The sequence below is a fragment of the Novosphingobium resinovorum genome, from assembly GCF_036352595.1.
Lineage (GTDB): Bacteria > Pseudomonadota > Alphaproteobacteria > Sphingomonadales > Sphingomonadaceae > Novosphingobium > Novosphingobium resinovorum_B.
Window position 1 is genome coordinate 87575 of the sequence record NZ_JAZFAX010000005.1, and the last position, 16445, is coordinate 104019.

Genomic DNA, 16445 nt, shown 5'->3' on the forward strand with positions numbered 1-16445 from the left:
CTCCCAAGGTCCAATATGGCGCGGGCGAGGCCCGGCCTACATTGGCCCTTGGTATGATCCGCAAGAAGATCCTGCTGGCCCTCATCGCCACCCTCGCCGCGCCGGTCCCGGCCGCTTTCGCGCTGCCCGCCGACCCGTTGAAATCGCCGATGTGGGAGTATCACGCCGAGCGTCTGTTCGGCGGCGCCACAGTACGCTTCGACCCTGCCGTGAAAGTCGAAATACCTGAAATCGCAGAGAATCAGCGCGTCTTCCCCGTCACCGTCGATGCGCGCGCCCTTCCCGACGTGAAGCGCATCCTGATCTTCGCCGACCTCAACCCGATCCCGGTCGCGGTGGACTATGCCCCCCGCGCCGCCGCGCCGTTTCTGGCGACGCGCATCAAGCTCGACCAGCGCACCCCGGTCCGTGCGGCGGTGCTGACGGCGGACGGGGTGTGGCACGTCTCGGGGAACTGGATCGATGCGGCGGGCGGCGGCTGCTCGGCCCCGCCGGTCAGCCGGGTCAAGGGCGACTGGGCCGATCACCTCGGCGAAATGCACGGCGCGGCATGGGTACTCAGCGGCACTCAAACGCGCCTCAGGGTGACATTGCGGCACCCGATGGACACCGGCCTCGTCGAGAACATCCCCGCCTACAACATCGAGCGGGTTATGGTGACCTCCTCGGCCGGAACCTCGCTCGCCGACCTCCAGGTCTTCGGAGCCGTGGCCGAGGATCCCGCCTTCACCTTCATCGTCGACGATGCGAAGGGGCCGCTCTCGATCGCCGCGCGCGACAGTTCGGGACTGGAGTTCGACGGCACGGTCACCCCGCGCAGCGCGGCGCTGGCCGCCAGGTGAACCTCACCCGCCGCAGCCTGATCGGCGCTGCGCTGGCGCTGCCCGTCGCCGCCCGCGCCGAGACTTTCGCCGGAGCCTATGCCCCCAAGGCCGAGCCCGTCGCCGAGGGCGTATGGATGGTGCGCGGCGCCGATGCGCCGATCCTGTTCGACAACGGCGGGATGATCGCCAACAGCGCCATCATCGCCACCGACGAAGGCGCGGTGCTGTTCGATCCGGGCGTCTCGCTGGAGCATGGCAAGGCGCTCGGCGCGCTGGCGCAGGCGGTGACGGGGAAGGCGGTGGGGCGGGTCTACGTCAGCCACCTGCATCCCGATCATGCGCTGGGGGGGGCGGCCTTCGATCCCGCCATCGTCCACGCCCTGCCTGCCACCCGCGCCGATCTCGAGCGCGACGGCGAGGGGTTCTCCGATGCCATGTACCGGCTGCTGTCGGACTGGATGAAGGGCACCCATGTCGTCCTGCCGCTCGGCGACGTGGCGGAAGGGGAGGCCGCGTTCGGCGGGCGCAAGTTCCGGCTCTTCGCGATGCAGGGGCATTCGGCGGGCGATCTGGTGCTGCTCGACGAGGCGACGGGGACGCTGCTGGCGGGTGACCTCGTGTTCCACGACCGGGCGCCCTCGACCCCGCATGCGGATCTGGTGAAGTGGCGGGCGGCGCTCGATCGGCTGACGGCGGTGCAGCATGGGCTGCTGTTGCCGGGGCACGGGCCGCTCGATCGCGATGGTGGTGCGATTGCGCAGACCCGCGACTGGCTCGACTGGCTGGAGGCTACGCTGACGCAGGCGGTGGCCGACGGGCTCGACATGACCGAGGCGGGGGAACTGCCGATCCCCGCGCGGTTCGCCGGGCTGAAGGCGGCGCGCTACGAATTGCAGCGCAGCGTTTCGCATCTCTATCCGGGGCTTGAGGCGCGGTTGCTGCCGAGGTTGTGAGGGAGCGCTTTTACCCCTCGTCATTGCGAGCGTAGCGAAGCAATCCAGGGCAGTTCAGCGCCGCCCTGGATTGCTTCGCTACGCTCGCAATGACGAGGTGGGGGTGAGGACGGGGTGGGCCGAGCCGCCCTCAGAACCGCACCCGCACCGACACCGTCAGCCTGCGCGGCGCACCCGGAGCATAAGCGCGCGGGTTATCCGCACCGGGCGCCTCGGCCAGGTCGATCTCGTCGATCTCGGAGAACGTGCCCATCGTCACGTAGTGCCGGTCGAACATGTTGCGCAGTTCCGCCGCCAGTTCGATCCCGGGCGCGACTTCCACCCGGCCCATCATGTCGAACACCGCGTAGGCCGGGGTCTTCGCATTGTCGTTGCCCTCGTCGCCCACCAGCACCTGCCCGGAGCGCGCCCGCATCGCGAAGCCCAGTTCCCAGCCTTTGCCTGCCCGGCCTGCATAGAGGTTCACCGAATGGCGCGGCACACCGGGCAGGCGATCGCCGCGCTGGACTTCGACCAGACCATCTTCGTCCGCCTCGGGGTTGGACGGGCTCGACACCGCGAAGTCCTGCCGGAACTTCGCATCGGTGAAGGCATAGCTGCCCGACAACCGCCAGCCGCCCTGCCGCCAGTCGGCAGAGGCTTCGATCCCCTGCCGCCGCGATTCGCCGAGGTTGGCGAAATAGGCCCGGCCGCGCACTTCCGAGGCGATCATGCGAATGTCGTTCTTCGTGTCCGACCGCCAGCCGTTCACCCGCCACGACAGCGCTGCCCCAAAAGCATTGGCGCCGCCCGACAGCCCGGCATGCCAGTTGCGCGCGGTCATCGCCTTGAGCGGCGGATCGGCGATGAAGAAGTTCGCCAGCGTGCAGGGCGATTCCGGATCGGCGCAGGACAGTTCCGCCGGCGTCGGGTTGCGGCTGGTGAGCGCGAAGCCCGCCGTCGCATGCACATCCGCCCCCAGCGCATAGTCGAACTCGATCGAGGGATTGAGGCGGCTGAACCGGTGGCTGCCGTCGAGCGCGTCGCCCAGCCGGTCGTCCAGTTTCACCGTGTTGCGCGACCAGCGCGCCCCCGCCTCGACCGTCAGCGCAGGGGTCAGCGGAACTTCGGCGCTGGCGAAAAGCGCCAGATCGCTCATGCGGGTGACGACGTCGACCGGGGTGATGCCGCCCTCTTCCGAGGTCAGCAGCAGGCCGAGGCCCTCGACCGAGCGGTCCTCCTCCAGTTCGCCCAGTTCGGTGGTGGCGGTGAAGCGAGTGCGCGCGCGTTCCCACGAAGCGCCCACGGCGAAGCGGCGGGTGCCGTTCTCGGTCTCGCGTTCGTCGAGCCATTGCAGCATGGCACCACCGCTGCGGGTCCGCTCGCGGCCGCGGTTGAACACCGCGTAGTCGTCCACCGCCGGGTCGTTCACCACGCGGGCGCCGTTCGCCAGCAAGGGTTCCTCGAACTCGTCGTCGTCACCTAGACAGAGGTAACCCGCATCGTCCTCGCAAGGCCCGAAGTCGGCGAGGTCGCCGTTGGCGCTCTTGCGGGTAAGGGTCTGCCAGTGGGCGCGCAGTTCGATGCGCCCGGTCTCGCCTGCCGCGATCCACGGTGCGGCGACCAGCCGCGCGAAGCGGGTGTGGGTGACGTCGGGCGTGGTGAATACCGCGTTCCACTTGGCATCCAGCAGTTCAACCGGGGCGACGCCGTTGCCGGTGAGATCGGTGTCGGCGGCGAGACCCTGCACCTCGATCCCCCATGCCCCGGCGTCATGGACTCCCTTGGCGAACACGCGCTTCAGCGTCGAGGGCGAGGCGACGCGCCAGCCATCGTCATGCCGCGCCTCGGCGACGACGAGGAGGTTGTCGGCCTTGTCGCCCAGCCCCAGCGAGGCGCTGCCGCCCACACTGCCGAGCGTGTCCACGTCCGCCTGCAGGCGCAGACCCGACAGGCTCACACCATCATGCGTGGTCAGCAGCAGCGAGCCCGCCAGCGCATTGCGGCCCAGCACCGGGTTGGCATCGTTGAGCTGCGCGTTCGCCAGTGCCATTTCGGGCACCACGTCGAGCAGCACGACGTCGCCGAACGGCTGGTTGAAGCGCACCCCGTCGAGGTAGACCGCCATGCCCTGCTCCGCGCCCTGCAGCGCCGAGGCGGAGAACCCGCGCCAGGTGATCGCCGCCTGCCACGGGTTGCCGGTCGATTCGGCCAGCGTCAGGCCCGGCACGGTGCGCTCCAGCGCCCGGCCGAGATCGCGCTTGCCCGCGATGTCGAGCGCTTGCGGGTCGATCTCGCGCGCTTCGTCGAGGTCAATCGCACCGCCCGGCGCGGTGACGACGATGGGCGCTTCCTCGGCCAGAACCGGCGAGGCCGAGGCCATCAGCCCGGCGATGATAAGACTTGTCTTTCGCATCCCTTGCGGCGCCTTTGCGGCGCCCTCCCCGTTTGGCACCCCCACCTCGTCATTGCGAGCGCAGCGAAGCAATCCAGGGCCGTTCAACGCCGCCCTGGATTGCTTCGCTATGCTCGCAATGACGAAGGGAGGGTCTGCACCGTTACAACATCCGGCGCAGCACGCCGTCCTTCAGCATGAAATGATGGCGCAGCGCCGCCGCGGCGTGGCCGAGCACCAGCACCAGCAGCACCCAGCCGCCGATCTCGTGGAACTCGTGCCCCGCGCCGTAGATCGCGCTGCCCTTGACGACCGCGAGCTTGGGCCACTCGAACACCCCGAACCACGACAGCGGGTACTTGCCCGCCGACGCGATGATCCAGCCCGACAGCGGCATCGCGATCATGAACAGGTAGAGCACCCCATGCACCGCATGAGCGAGGCCGACTTCGGCGCGGCTCATCGATGCGGGATAAGGCGGCGCCTTCCACGCCATGCGCCAGCCGAGCCGCACCAGCGAGAGTACCAGCACCGTCAGCCCGATCGCCTTGTGGACGGGTATCGCGAAGTGCAGCAGCCCGCTGGCGAGGTTGCCGATGATGAGCAATGCGATGATCCAGTGCAGCGTGCGCGCGCCGGCGTTGTACTTCATGGTGTTCATGGGTCTGACCTCCCGTGCGGCCCCGCTTCGGCCGGGCGTTCCGGAGGTAACTTACGATATTCCATCATGGCTGCGACTTCCGGTGATGGGAAAACAAATCAGCGAGCTTACCCCTCCGTTCGTCATTGCGAGCGAAGCGAAGCAATCCAGGGCGGCATTGATCCGCCGCTGGATTGCCGCGCGACCTGCGGTCGCTCGCAATGACGAAGGCGGTGCATCAGAAGAACAGGATGCCGCCCAGCGCGAGGGCGTCGCTCGACGCCGCGTTGCCGGAATGCGCCTTGGCCTTCGAATGGGTGTATTCGCCGATCAGCGTGACCCAGCTGGTCAGGCTGTAGCGGACTTGCCCGACCCAGCTCGAATTGGTGTCGACGAGGTTCGGACTGGCCAGCGCGTCGGCGGCGTTGGCATAATGCAACGAGCTTTCGCCATAGCTGCCGCCCACCGCGAACTTGCCGAAGCTGGCGAGCGCCTGAAGGTAGAAGCCGTCGCTCTTGCGGGCGTTGCCGAAGCCGTCGGTGTCGTGCAGGCCCAGCACCGTCGTGCCGAGGCCCTTGGCGGTGTAGTAGTAACCGACCGCCGTGATCGGACCCGCCGTGACCTTGCCGCCGAAGTCGAGGCCCTGTCCGGTGTAGCTCTGGCCGGTGATCTCGTTGTGGCGCTGCGTCACGCCGCCCGCCCAGGCGCGCAAAGCCACGCCGCCGAGCGTCGCGTCATAGGTGATCTTGCCCTGGAAACCGGGCTGCGAGTTCTCCTGCGCCGGGCCGGTCAGCGAGGACAGCGGCTGGAACACGCCCACCGATGCCTGCACGCCGCCGAAACTGGGCGAGGTATAGGTGATCTGCGGCTGGAAGTCGGTGTAGATATAGCCCACGCCGATGCGGCCGAGCGTCGTGTTGCCCGGCGCCACGTTGCCGCCCGGCGTGCCGGACGAGAGCACCGTGATGTCGTTGAGGATCGCCTCCGACCCGAACAGGCCGATGTCGCGGCCGATCTTGAAGGTGCCGACGGTGGGCTTGCCGAAGGTCAGGTACGTCTGGCGAAAGTCGATGCCGGCGGTCGCCAGCGCGGTCGGCTGGCCGCCGTTGTTGGCGCCCAGCGCCCCCCATGCGGCCGAGTTGATGCCCGGGTACATGCCGAAGAAGGCGCCGATGTCCCAGCCTTCCTGCTTCGTGCTCACCTCGACCTTCAGGAAGCCCGGCAGCAGACCGTTGCGCACCGCGCTGGAATTGCGCGTGCCGACGCTGGCGACGCCGCCGGTGACGGCGGTGGTGGCCGATGCACTCGCTGGGTTGTCATGGACGTAGAAGCCGTTGACCGAGCCCGAGAACTTGATCGTCGCCGGGCCGACTTCGAGGCCGATGCCGCTCTCGGTACGCTTGACGTAGAGGCCGGGGTCACCGGCGGGCGCGGCTGCGGCGGGTGCCGAGGCCGGAGCGGGTGCGGAGGCTTCGGCCTGCTCCTGCGCGAGCAGCTCGGTGTATTCCTCGTCGCTGAGAATGCCCTTTTCGTGCAGGCGCTTCAGAAGCGCTTCGCTGCTGCCGGCGTAGGCGGGTGCTATAGTCACGGCGAGTACGCCCAGCGCGGCACCGCCGCGTAAAATGATCCGCGAAATCATGGATCCGTCCCCCGTTGGAAGTTGTCGTCTATTCCTGCGACTGAGGCGGACCATGCGACCGGGGCGGGCGGCGCGAAATTGGACTTTGGGCAGTGGTACTTTGGGAGGATGGCACCCGCCCACCACCTCGTCATTCCCACCACCTCGTCATTGCGAGCGGAGCGAAGCAATCCAGGGCCGCGCAAACCGCCCTGGATTGCTTCGCTCCGCTCGCAATGACGAAACGGGGGGATTAATTGACGAACGAGAGGGGATTACCGCCCCAGCGCCACGCCCCAGGGCCCCTCGCCCGCCGGGATCGTCGCGGTGACCTTCATCGCCGCGAGGTCCACCAGCGAGAGGTCGTCACTCGCCCCGTTGGCGACCAGCGCGCTACCCCCGCCGGGCAGGATCGCGAGATGCCACGGCCGTGCGCCGACCTTGACGTAGCCGCGCACCTCCCCGCTCGCCACGTCCACCAGCGCCACGCTGTCAGCCCGGCCGAGCGCCACCACCGCCGTCTTGCCATCCGCCGTGAAGCGGATGCCGCAAGGCATGACCTTGTAGTCCGGAGCACCCGGCGGGGCGAAGCGGATGGTCTTCACGACCTCCTTCGAAGCAACATCGGCGACCTGCACCACCCCGCCCACTTCCGCCGCGATCCAGACCTGTTTGCCATCGGGCGTGAACTCGACATGGCGGGGCCGCGCCTCGGTCTCGGTCTCCCCGGCGACGGTGTGGGTGGCGAGGTCGATCCAGGCGACCGAGTTGTCCTCCTCGCTGGTGACCAGCAGCCACTTGCCGTCCGGGCTTTCCGCGACGCCTTCGGGCTCCTTGCCCACCGTCACCTGCCAGGCGACCTTGCGCGCGGAGAGGTCGATCGCGGTCACCGCCCCGTCGTCCTCGTTGGCGGCGTAGAGCAATTTTCCGTCGTGCGAGGCGAAGAACTGTTCCGGGTCCGCGCCCGATGGCAAGGTCGCCACCAGCGCGCCGGTGGCCGGGTCGCGCACCTCCACCGCATTGTCGGCGCTGGCACAGACGAGCACATACCGGCCGTCGCGCGTCATCGTAATGCCGCGCGGGCGCTTGCCCACCGGCCACTGCGCCACGGCCTTTCCGCTCGCCAGATCGACGACGGTGACGGTCGAGGACCGCTCGTTGCTGACATAGGCGCGCGTGACGGTGCCATCGGCATCCTGCGCATGGGACGGGGCGGCATAAAGGGCACAAAGCGCCAGCGCGACAATCTTCAGGCTTCTCTCCATGCTGCAAAACCTACGCCTTCCAGCGTCCGCAGCAATGGCACCTTGGTCTTGTACCATTGGCCAACTGGTCACCCGCCCGGACCCAAGGTTATCCGAAAGCAACATTCGGGAAGAGAAGCCAAGCGCAACCCGAAGTCGCAGAGGACACCTGATCCATGACCATTCGCATCGGCCGCGCGGTCCTGACCGTTGCCGCCGCCATCACTTCGCTTTCGATCGGCACCAACCTCTACGCCCACGGCGACGTCGTGCCGCAGCCGGTGGACACCTCTGCCCTGCCCGATATCGAGGGCGGCAACGACGTTTGGAAGACCGAGAACCCCTACACCGGCAACGCGAAGGCGATCGCCATCGGCCAGTCCGCCTACGGCCAGAACTGCGCGCGCTGCCATGGCCTCGAAGCCATTTCCGGCGGCATCGCGCCTGACTTGCGCTACCTCGAACTGGGCGCGTCGGGCGACGAGTGGTTCGTCGAGCGCTTCCGCCACGGCTCGGCGCACGACGGCAAGGTCTATATGCCGCCCTTCGGCGACGTGCTGGGCCAAAAGGCCGGCTGGGCGATCCGCGCCTGGCTGGAATCCAAGCACACGGACGAATAAGCGGTGGACCGCCGGTCCCTCCTCAAAGGGCTCGGGGCTGTAGGGGCGCTTGCGTCCCTGCGGCCCGCGTCGCTTCTCGCCGCGTCGCTGGAGAAGGTGAAGGCGCTGGGCGTGCTGCGCGTCGGCCTCTACACCGACAACCGCCCATGGTCGTGGGAGGAGAAGGGCAAGCCCCTCGGCATCGACGTCGATCTCGCCCATGCTCTTGCCGAGAAGCTGGGCGTGCGCGCCGACATCGCGCTGTTCACGGCGGACGAGGATCTGTCCGACGACTTGCGCAATATCATCTGGCGCGGCGGGCTGCTCGGCTTCCAGCCCTGCGACGTGATGCTGCACGTCCCCTTCGACCGCCAGCTGATGGCGCGCGAGGACAACGTCACCTTCCTCGCCCCCTATTACCGCGAGAGCTTCGGCGCCGCCTGCGGCGCAGAATTGGGGGAGGCAGCGGACTGCGAGGCGATGCCGGTGCGCTGGAAGGGCAAACGCATCGCGGCGGAACTCGATTCGATCCCCGACTTCTACCTGCTCGGCCATGCGGGCGGGGCCTTGTCGAAGGACGTCGTCCACGTCCCCACCGGCTACGAGGCGGTCATGGCCGTCGGCAAGGGCGAGGCCGACGCCGCCGTCGCCAGCACCGCGCAGATCGAGGCCGCCCTGCACGACGCACCCGACGCGGGCATCGTGCGCCGCAAGGGCTTCCTGCCCGCGATGCTCTCGCCCGGCTGGGACATCGGCATCGCGGTGAAGGAAAACAGCCGCAACCTCGGCTTCGCCATCGAGGAACAGTTCGCCGCCATGGCGAAGGACGGCCGCATGAAGGCGATCTTCGCGCGGTACGGCGTCGAGTGGAAACCCGCGCTGGCCTCGCAGACCGCGTAAAGCTCCGGAGGGGGACGGGGGTGCCGACTGCGACCGGCGCCCCCCGAACCGGATTCATGCATACCTGCTACCCCATCGTCATCCCCATGACCTTCGTCATTGCGAGCGTAGCGAAGCAATCCAGGGGCCACGTAAACCGCCCTGGATTGCTTCGCTACGCTCGCAATGACGAAGGGGTGTGAGGCAAACGGATGGAGCCAGGACACTACAGCACCAGTTCCTCGAACATGTCCCGCCATGTCGGGTTCAGCGTTTCGATCAGTGCCAGCTTCTTGGTACGAGACCCCGCTTTCAGCTGCTTCTCGCGCAGAATGGCATGCTCCATCGTCGCATGCAGTTCGAACCATACCAGCGCCTTGCAGCCATACCTGCTGGTGAAACCATCGGCGACGCCCTCGCGATGCTGCCATGCCCGCACGCGCAAGTTGGAGGTGACGCCGACGTAGATCGTTCCGTTCGGCCCGCTTGCCATGATGTAGACCGCAGGCTGGAAATCGCGCTTCATGACCGGAACATGTGGTCATCACGTTCCGCCCGCCAATTAACACCTCGTCACTACTCCCCCCTTTCGTCATTGCGAGCGCAGCGAAGCAATCCAGGGCGGTTTACCCGGCCCTGGATTGCTTCGCTGCGCTCGCAATGACGAGGTGTGTAGGGATGTGCGGAGGGGGCCGCGAGGATGCGCGCTAGGACGCAGCAAATCCCATCCTCCCAAGGTGCAATTTTGCCGCCCCGCTTACAGTCCTAGGCTGCACGGCGACGATCGGGGTTCGGGGGCAGTTTCCCGAGACACGCACCCCCGGCCGAATACCCAAAAACGGAGGGACAGGATGAAGCGGCGTTTCACAACTATACTCGCAGCCCTGACGGCAGCCAGCAGCCTCGCGGCAGTACCGCTCTCGGCCGCCGATGGCCCGACCGGCGCCGATCTGCTCAAGGACGCCGACACCCCCGGCGACGTGCTGACGTATGGCATGGGGCCCTGGCAGCAGCGCTTCAGCTCGCTCGACCAGATCAACACCGGCAACGTCGCCAAGCTGCTCCCGGTCTACGCCTCCTCGCTCGGCGGTGAGAAGCAGCGCGGGCAGGAGGCGCAGCCGCTGGTCTATGACAGCACCATCTACGTCACCGGATCGTACTCGCGCCTGTTCGCCTTCGACGCGCGCACCGGCGAGAAGAAGTGGGAGTACAACGCCCGCCTGCCCGACGCGATCATGCCGTGCTGCGACGTCGTCAACCGCGGCGCCGCGATCCACGGCGACAAGATCATCTTCGCCACCCTCGACGCGCATCTGGTGGCGCTCAACCGCAACACCGGCAAGGTCGTGTGGAACAAGAAGACCGGCGACTATCAGGCGGGCTACTCGGCCACCGCCGCGCCGCTGATCGTCGGCGACAAGGTCATCACCGGTAACTCCGGCGGTGAATTCGGCGTCGTCGGCGCGGTTCAGGCGCGCAACGTCGATACCGGCGAGCTGATCTGGGAGCGCCCGGTGATCGAGGGCCACATCGGCACCCTCAACGGCCAGCCCAACGGCATGACCGGCAAGCTCAATGCCACCTGGCAGGGTGACTTGTGGAAGACCGGCGGCGGCGCGACCTGGCTCGGCGGCACGTATGATCCGGGCACCAACCTCGTCTACTTCGGCACCGGCAACCCGGCGCCGTGGAACAGCCACCTGCGCCCCGGCGACAACCTCTACACCTCCTCCACGCTCGCCATCGATGCCGACACCGGCGTCATCAAGTGGCACTACCAGACCACCCCGCACGACGGCTGGGACTTCGACGGCGTGAACGAGTTCATCCCCTTCGACGCCACCATCAAGGGCAAGGCGATGAAGCTGGGCGCGAAGGCGGACCGCAACGGCTATTTCTACGTGCTCGACCGGACGACCGGCAAGTTCATCTCCGCCAATCGCTTCGTGATGCAGACCACCTGGGCCGACGGCATCAACCCCAAGACCGGCCGCCCCAACGTGATCGACGCGGGCCGTCCCGGGGCGCCGAGCGGCACCGAAAAGGGCAAGCCGGTGTTCTCCAGCCCGTCGTTCCTCGGCGGCAAGAACTGGATGCCGATGGCCTATTCCAAGGACACCGAACTGTTCTACGTGCCCTCCAACGACTGGGGCATGGACATCTGGAACGAACCGATCGCCTACAAGAAGGGCGCGGCGTACCTGGGCGCGGGCTTCACCATCAAGCCGATCGCCGAGGACCACATCGGCGTGCTGCGCGCGATGGACCCCAAGACCGGCAAGATCGTGTGGGAGTACAAGAACAAGGCTCCGCTGTGGGGCGGCGTGCTGACCACCCACGGCAACCTCGTCTTTACAGGCACGCCCGAAGGCTATCTCAAGGCCTTCGACGCCAAGACGGGCCAAGAGCTGTGGAAGTTCCAGACCGGCTCGGGCGTGGTCGGCTCGCCCATCACCTGGGAGCAGGACGGCGAGCAGTACGTCGGCGTCATGTCCGGCTGGGGCGGCGCGGTGCCTTTGTGGGGCGGTGAAGTGGCCAAGACCTTCAAGGAGATCAGCCAGGGCGGTATGCTCTGGGTGTTCAAGATTCCCAAGTAACGCAACAGAATGGCGCGTTGGTTTACGGCTGGCGCGCCATCCCTCCCCGGGATAAAGACATGGAAACACTCGCCGTCACGGAAAACAACATGGGCGAATATGGGGCACCCGACCGCGTTCTGATCGTCGACGACCACTCGCTGGTCCGCGACGGGCTACGCTCGATCTTCGACGATGCCTTTCCCGATTGCACGATCCTCGAGGCGGACAGCCTCGAAGCGGCGCTGCGGGTGCTGGACGAAGCAGGCGATGTGGACCTCGTGCTGCTCGACCTCAACATTCCCGACGTCTCGCACCTTTCGGGCCTGCAGGCGGTGCGGGACAAGTTCCCCGCCACGCCGGTGGTGATGGTCTCGGGCGTGACCGACCGCAACGTGGTGCGCGATGCGCTGGCGGCGGGCGCGGCGGGCTTCGTGCCCAAGTCGCTCAAGCGCGCGGCGATCGTCGATGCGCTGCAACAGGTGCTCTCGGGCGAGATCTACATGCCCGACCTGCCCGGAGACGAAAGCGCGGCGGCCGAGGAAGACCTGATCCGCGCCCGCATCGACACCCTCACCCCGCAGCAGCGCGTGGTGCTGGGGCATCTGGTGGCCGGACGGCTGAACAAGCAGATCGCCTATGAACTCGACGTCTCGATGACGACGGTGAAGGCGCATGTCTCCGCCATCCTGCAGAAGATGAGCGTGTTCTCGCGCACGCAGGCGGTCATCATGGCGGGCAAGATCGGTTTTCGGGGGTAGGGCGGCTCAGAGCAGCCGTTCGATCGCCGCGACGGCCGCCGCCTCGCGCTCCTGCCACGATCCGGTGATGCGCACGAAGGGCACGCCGCTGCGCACCAGCATCTCCTCCGCCAGCGCCGCGAAGCGGGCGCGGGTGTCGTCGGCGCCGAAGAAGCGGGTGCCGTCCTCGCGCCAGGGCACGTCGGGCTCGAACAGCAGGTAGAGGTCGGCCTTGGGATAGGCGAGCAACTGCTCGGGCACTTCGCCGAACAGCATCTGCGCCCAGGCGGCAGTCATCAACTGGTCGGTATCGAGCACCAGCACCGGAGGCGTGTCATCGTCCTCCACCGCCCGCCGGTTCGCGCGGGCCTGCCCTTCGGCGATGACGAGCAAGTCGGTCATCGACAGGTCGATACCGTGCTGCTCACAATATGTCCGGCCGTATTCGGGCACGAAGGGCCAGCCGCGCGTGACCAGGAAACGCTCGCACAGCACCGACTTTCCGGTACTTTCGGCGCCATGGAGGCAGACCGTCTTCATCGGGGCCGTCTTCACGCCTTCTCTTCCTCCGCCTTCCAGGCGGCGATCCATTCACGCAGGCCCAGCGCCGACATGCCGAGGAACACCACGTAGAGCGCCGCGGTCGGCCACAGTCCCTTGGCCACGTAGACCGCCACCGAGGCCACGTCGATCGCGATCCACAGCAGCCAGTTCTCGATCCGGCGCAAGCCCAGCAGGATCTGCGCGGCGATGCTGGCCCCGGCGATGGCGGCATCGGCATAAGGCAGCGAGGCGTCGGTGAAGCGATGCATCACCCAGCCCAGGTTCAGCGCCAGCGCCGCCGTGGCGGTCGCCCAGACGAGGCGCGCGAGGTTGCCCATCCAGCGCACCGGTACTTGCGAATCCCCGCCGCCCGCTTCGGTTCCGGCGGCACGGGCCCACAGAACCCAGCCCCAGGCCTGCGCGGCGAAGAAGAACAGCTGCAGCCCCGCCTCGCCATAGAGCTTCGCCTCGAAGAAGACGACGGCATAGAGCGCCACCATCGCCATTCCGAACGGATAGTTCCACACGCTGCGGCGCACCAGCAGCGCGATGTTCGCGAGACCGAGCCCGGCCGCGATCCACTCGACGAGGTTCATCGCCTCAGCCGAGCGCGGCCGCCCACTCGGGCTCCTTGAAACCGACCAGCACGCCGCCCGCATGCTCGACCACGGGGCGCTTGATGGTGCTCGGGTTGGCGACCATCAGCGCGATCGCCCTGGCGGCGTCGAGGTCCGCCTTCTCGGCATCGGGCAGCTTGCGGAAGGTGGTGCCGGCACGGTTCAGCACTTTGTCGAGCCCGGCGGCATCGATCCACGTCGCCAGCTTCGCCGGGTCCGCGCCTTCCTTCTTGTAGTCGTGGAAGGCATAGGCGATCCCCTTCGCATCAAGCCAGCTGCGCGCCTTCTTCACCGTGTCGCAATTGGGAATGCCGTAGAGTTCGATCATCGAGTCCGTCCGCCAGAAACCGTCGGACCTGCCTTTGCAACCGGACCGGCCCGCCGCACAAGGGGATATGACGGGGCAGGATGGCGAAGGACGATTTTTTCAGCCTGCTTTGCACCCTCCCCACGCCGTTCGCGGTGGGCTGGCGCTGCGACAGACGCTCAGAGACCGTTTGAGAATGCGCCTTTCGGCGCATTGCGGCACCGGCCCGCTCCCCCACCCGGCCACCCAACGGCAGTATTCTATGGGTGGCCGGGTGGGGGAGCGGGCCGGTGCCGCATTGGAAATCGCTCTTCCGCGATTTCTCAAACGGTCTCTCAGACCTGCGGTACGACCGTGTCCATCGAGAAGCGCTGCACCTTCGGCGAATCGCAGGCGTAGAGCGTATAGCTCTCGTAGTATTCCTTGCGCCCGCGACGCTGCACGACGACATGCTCGGCATGGCGTGCCCAGGCCATGGCGGTCGCCTCGTCCTGCCATTCGGACATCGACAGCACTTCGCCATCATCGGCGGTATAGCTGCGGAACAGCAGGAAACCCGGCTGCGCCTCTGCCAGCGCCTCCATCTTCATGGCGTCGTGGATATAGGCGTCGACGTCGAGATCGGCGCGCTTGCGGTTGCGGAATACGACCAGAAACATCGTTCTCCCTTGCCGTGGAACGGCGATTCCCACAAGCGGCCATTTGTGCTCATTCCGGGCCCAAACCGTCCCATCACGGGAACGATTACATCCGAAGCGGGGGTGAAGTGCCGGCAAGCCCCTGCCCGCTGCCCGCTTGCGTGCTCCACTGGACAAATCGCGCGATTCGCGACAAGGCGCGAGGCACCATGAGCATGAACAGCTTCGGCCGCCTTTTCCGCTTCACCACCTGGGGTGAAAGCCACGGACCCGCCATCGGCGCGGTCGTCGACGGGAGCCCTCCGGGCCTCGCCATCGACGAGGGCGTGATCCAGCCCTTCCTCGACGCGCGCCGTCCCGGCCAGTCGAAGTTCACCACCCAGCGGCAGGAGCCGGACCAGGTCCGCATCCTCTCCGGCGTTTTCGAAGGCAGAACGACGGGCACCCCGATCAGCCTGATGATCGAGAACGTCGACCAGCGTTCCAAGGACTATTCCGAGGTCGCCGTCGCCTATCGCCCCGGCCATGCCGACTACGCCTACGACGCCAAGTACGGTTTCCGCGACTATCGCGGCGGCGGGCGCTCCTCGGCGCGCGAGACCGCCAGCCGCGTGGCGGCGGGCGCGGTGGCGCGGCTGGTGATCCCCGAGGTCAAGATCCTCGCCTACGTCTCCGAGATCGGCGGCGACATGATCGATCCGGGCAAGTTCGACGAGGCCGAGATCGCCAACAACCCGTTCTTCTGCCCCGACGCGGCCGCTGCGGCGCGCTGGGAGAAGATCGTCGATGACGCGCGCAAGAGCGGTTCGTCGGTCGGCGCGGTGGTGGAATGCTATGCCAGCGGCGTGCCCGCAGGCTGGGGCGCCCCGCTCTACGCCAAGCTCGACGCCGACCTCGCGGCAGCGATGATGGGGATCAACGCGGTCAAGGGCGTCGAGATCGGCGACGGCTTCGCCGCCGCGCGCCTCTCCGGCGAGCAGAACGCCGACCCGATGCGCCCGAATGCTGAAGGGCCGGACGGCGCGCCGGAGTTCCTGGCGAACCACGCGGGCGGCATCGCCGGCGGCATCTCCACCGGCCAGCCGGTGACCTGCCGCGTGGCGTTCAAGCCGACCAGTTCGATCCTCACCCCGCAAGCGACCATCAACCGCTCCGGCGAGGCGACCGAGATGTTCACCAAGGGCCGCCACGACCCCTGCGTCGGCATTCGCGGCGTGCCGGTGGTCGAGGCGATGATGGCGCTGGTGCTGGCCGATCACAAGCTGCTTCACCGCGGGCAGTGCGGTTGAGTGGGCCGAATCCTCCCTGTTGCGAAGCAATGGGGAGGTGGCAGCCCGCAGGGCTGACGGAGGGGTCGTCCCCCCCTCCACCACCCGCTGCGCGGGCGGTCCCCCTCCCCGAGCAAGCTCAGGGAGGATTTGCATGCGCATCCTGATCGACGCCGACGCCTGCCCGGTGAAGGAGGAGACCTACAAGGTCGCCGCTCGCCACAAGGTGCCCGTCGTCGTCGTCAGCAACAGCGCGATCCGCGTCCCGCAAAGTACGCTGATCTCCCGCAAGGTGGTCAGCGACGCCTTCGACGCGGCCGACGACTGGATCGTGGAGAATACGGACGCCGCCACGGTGGTGATAACCGCCGACATCCTCCTAGCGGACCGCTGCCTGAAGCTGGGTGCGAGCGTGGTTGCGCCCAACGGCAAGCCTTTCACCACCAGTTCGATCGGCAGCGCCATCGCCACCCGCGCGATCATGGCGGACTTGCGCGCGGGCGGAGACATCATCGGCGGGCCGCCGCCGTTCGCGAAGCAGGACCGCTCGCGGTTCCTCTCGGCGCTGGACGAAGTGCTGGTGCGGTTGCTGAGGGCACCCCGAACCTGAGGTCGCGTCTAGCGG

17 protein-coding genes are annotated in these 16445 nt (G+C 67.4%); 8 read left to right on the forward strand and 9 right to left on the reverse strand.

The features are described 5' to 3' along the window. Positions 1-53: 53 nt before the first annotated feature. Positions 54-842: a quinoprotein dehydrogenase-associated SoxYZ-like carrier gene (locus V2S85_RS06980; RefSeq protein ID WP_330702139.1), complete on the forward strand. Its 789-nt coding sequence runs from the start codon at positions 54-56 to the stop codon at positions 840-842. Next, complete coding sequence (locus V2S85_RS06985; RefSeq protein ID WP_330702140.1) at positions 839-1777, forward strand: quinoprotein relay system zinc metallohydrolase 1; 939 nt, start codon at positions 839-841, stop codon at positions 1775-1777. Before V2S85_RS06980 ends, V2S85_RS06985 begins: the two co-directional genes overlap by 4 nt. Positions 1778-1907: 130 nt before the next feature. Here V2S85_RS06985 and V2S85_RS06990 read toward each other — a convergent pair whose 3' ends face one another. The 4 genes from V2S85_RS06990 to V2S85_RS07005 form a co-directional block, all read right to left on the reverse strand. Continuing rightward, positions 1908-4172 carry a TonB-dependent receptor gene (locus tag V2S85_RS06990; protein ID WP_330702141.1) on the reverse strand — a complete coding sequence of 755 codons (2265 nt, stop codon included), beginning with the start codon at positions 4170-4172 and terminating at the stop codon, positions 1908-1910. Between the two features lie 142 nt (positions 4173-4314). Continuing rightward, positions 4315-4812: a cytochrome b gene (locus V2S85_RS06995; protein WP_330702142.1), complete on the reverse strand. Its 498-nt coding sequence runs from the start codon at positions 4810-4812 to the stop codon at positions 4315-4317. Positions 4813-5029: 217 nt separating this feature from the next. Then, positions 5030-6430 carry a porin gene (locus V2S85_RS07000; RefSeq protein ID WP_330702143.1) on the reverse strand — a complete coding sequence of 467 codons (1401 nt, stop codon included), beginning with the start codon at positions 6428-6430 and terminating at the stop codon, positions 5030-5032. Positions 6431-6684: 254 nt separating this feature from the next. Continuing rightward, positions 6685-7674 carry a PQQ-dependent catabolism-associated beta-propeller protein gene (locus tag V2S85_RS07005; protein WP_330702144.1) on the reverse strand — a complete coding sequence of 330 codons (990 nt, stop codon included), beginning with the start codon at positions 7672-7674 and terminating at the stop codon, positions 6685-6687. A 155-nt stretch (positions 7675-7829) separates the two neighbouring features. On the opposite strand from V2S85_RS07005, the gene pedF reads away from it, so the two are divergent. Together pedF and V2S85_RS07015 are read left to right on the forward strand one after the other, a co-directional pair. Further along, entirely contained in the window at positions 7830-8273 is a 444-nt protein-coding gene (pedF, locus tag V2S85_RS07010; RefSeq protein WP_069708898.1) for a cytochrome c-550 PedF, read from the forward strand. Between the two features lie 3 nt (positions 8274-8276). After that, positions 8277-9152: a substrate-binding periplasmic protein gene (locus tag V2S85_RS07015; RefSeq protein ID WP_330702145.1), complete on the forward strand. Its 876-nt coding sequence runs from the start codon at positions 8277-8279 to the stop codon at positions 9150-9152. A 205-nt stretch (positions 9153-9357) separates the two neighbouring features. Here the strand turns inward: V2S85_RS07015 and V2S85_RS07020 are convergent, their stop codons facing one another. Continuing rightward, positions 9358-9657, reverse strand: coding sequence for a GIY-YIG nuclease family protein (locus tag V2S85_RS07020; protein ID WP_285019509.1), 300 nt, complete (start codon positions 9655-9657; stop codon positions 9358-9360). A 325-nt stretch (positions 9658-9982) separates the two neighbouring features. Here V2S85_RS07020 and V2S85_RS07025 point away from each other — a divergent pair, with 325 nt between their 5' ends. Both V2S85_RS07025 and V2S85_RS07030 read left to right on the forward strand, forming a co-directional pair. Beyond that, the gene (locus tag V2S85_RS07025) at positions 9983-11728 is read left to right on the forward strand and encodes a methanol/ethanol family PQQ-dependent dehydrogenase (protein ID WP_330702146.1); all 1746 of its coding nucleotides are present in this window, start codon (positions 9983-9985) and stop codon (positions 11726-11728) included. Between the two features lie 59 nt (positions 11729-11787). Continuing rightward, positions 11788-12468 carry a response regulator transcription factor gene (locus tag V2S85_RS07030; protein ID WP_330702147.1) on the forward strand — a complete coding sequence of 227 codons (681 nt, stop codon included), beginning with the start codon at positions 11788-11790 and terminating at the stop codon, positions 12466-12468. A gap of 6 nt (positions 12469-12474) precedes the next feature. On the opposite strand, the gene V2S85_RS07035 is transcribed toward V2S85_RS07030, so the two are convergent. From V2S85_RS07035 to V2S85_RS07050, 4 genes are all read right to left on the reverse strand, one after another. Further along, entirely contained in the window at positions 12475-13002 is a 528-nt protein-coding gene (locus V2S85_RS07035) for an ATP-binding protein (protein WP_330702148.1), read from the reverse strand. Continuing rightward, positions 12999-13586: a nicotinamide riboside transporter PnuC gene (gene pnuC / locus V2S85_RS07040; RefSeq protein WP_330702149.1), complete on the reverse strand. Its 588-nt coding sequence runs from the start codon at positions 13584-13586 to the stop codon at positions 12999-13001. Before pnuC ends, V2S85_RS07035 begins: the two co-directional genes overlap by 4 nt. Positions 13587-13590: 4 nt before the next feature. Next, on the reverse strand, positions 13591-13935 hold the full coding sequence (locus tag V2S85_RS07045) for an arsenate reductase (protein WP_330702150.1): 345 nt from the start codon (positions 13933-13935) through the stop codon (positions 13591-13593). A 314-nt stretch (positions 13936-14249) separates the two neighbouring features. Next, complete coding sequence (locus V2S85_RS07050) at positions 14250-14573, reverse strand: antibiotic biosynthesis monooxygenase (RefSeq protein WP_330702151.1); 324 nt, start codon at positions 14571-14573, stop codon at positions 14250-14252. Between the two features lie 188 nt (positions 14574-14761). On the opposite strand from V2S85_RS07050, the gene aroC reads away from it, so the two are divergent. Further along, a complete protein-coding gene (aroC, locus tag V2S85_RS07055; RefSeq protein WP_330702152.1) occupies positions 14762-15841 on the forward strand; it encodes a chorismate synthase in 1080 nt (359 codons plus the stop codon). Between the two features lie 133 nt (positions 15842-15974). Further along, positions 15975-16430 (forward strand): YaiI/YqxD family protein, encoded by a 456-nt coding sequence (locus V2S85_RS07060; protein WP_330702153.1) that lies wholly within the window; start codon positions 15975-15977, stop codon positions 16428-16430. Positions 16431-16445: the final 15 nt, after the last annotated feature.

Coding starts and splice junctions, on each gene's coding strand:
- V2S85_RS07045 (WP_330702150.1), bottom strand. CDS start 13,935: ATGATCGAACTCTACGGCATTCCCAATTGCGACACGGTGAAGAAGGCG.
- V2S85_RS06995 (WP_330702142.1), bottom strand. CDS start 4,812: ATGAACACCATGAAGTACAACGCCGGCGCGCGCACGCTGCACTGGATC.
- pedF (WP_069708898.1), top strand. CDS start 7,830: ATGACCATTCGCATCGGCCGCGCGGTCCTGACCGTTGCCGCCGCCATC.
- V2S85_RS07000 (WP_330702143.1), bottom strand. CDS start 6,430: ATGATTTCGCGGATCATTTTACGCGGCGGTGCCGCGCTGGGCGTACTC.
- V2S85_RS07005 (WP_330702144.1), bottom strand. CDS start 7,674: ATGGAGAGAAGCCTGAAGATTGTCGCGCTGGCGCTTTGTGCCCTTTAT.
- V2S85_RS07060 (WP_330702153.1), top strand. CDS start 15,975: ATGCGCATCCTGATCGACGCCGACGCCTGCCCGGTGAAGGAGGAGACC.
- V2S85_RS07050 (WP_330702151.1), bottom strand. CDS start 14,573: ATGTTTCTGGTCGTATTCCGCAACCGCAAGCGCGCCGATCTCGACGTC.
- V2S85_RS07025 (WP_330702146.1), top strand. CDS start 9,983: ATGAAGCGGCGTTTCACAACTATACTCGCAGCCCTGACGGCAGCCAGC.
- V2S85_RS06990 (WP_330702141.1), bottom strand. CDS start 4,172: ATGCGAAAGACAAGTCTTATCATCGCCGGGCTGATGGCCTCGGCCTCG.
- aroC (WP_330702152.1), top strand. CDS start 14,762: ATGAGCATGAACAGCTTCGGCCGCCTTTTCCGCTTCACCACCTGGGGT.
- V2S85_RS06980 (WP_330702139.1), top strand. CDS start 54: ATGATCCGCAAGAAGATCCTGCTGGCCCTCATCGCCACCCTCGCCGCG.
- V2S85_RS07030 (WP_330702147.1), top strand. CDS start 11,788: ATGGAAACACTCGCCGTCACGGAAAACAACATGGGCGAATATGGGGCA.
- V2S85_RS07020 (WP_285019509.1), bottom strand. CDS start 9,657: ATGAAGCGCGATTTCCAGCCTGCGGTCTACATCATGGCAAGCGGGCCG.
- pnuC (WP_330702149.1), bottom strand. CDS start 13,586: ATGAACCTCGTCGAGTGGATCGCGGCCGGGCTCGGTCTCGCGAACATC.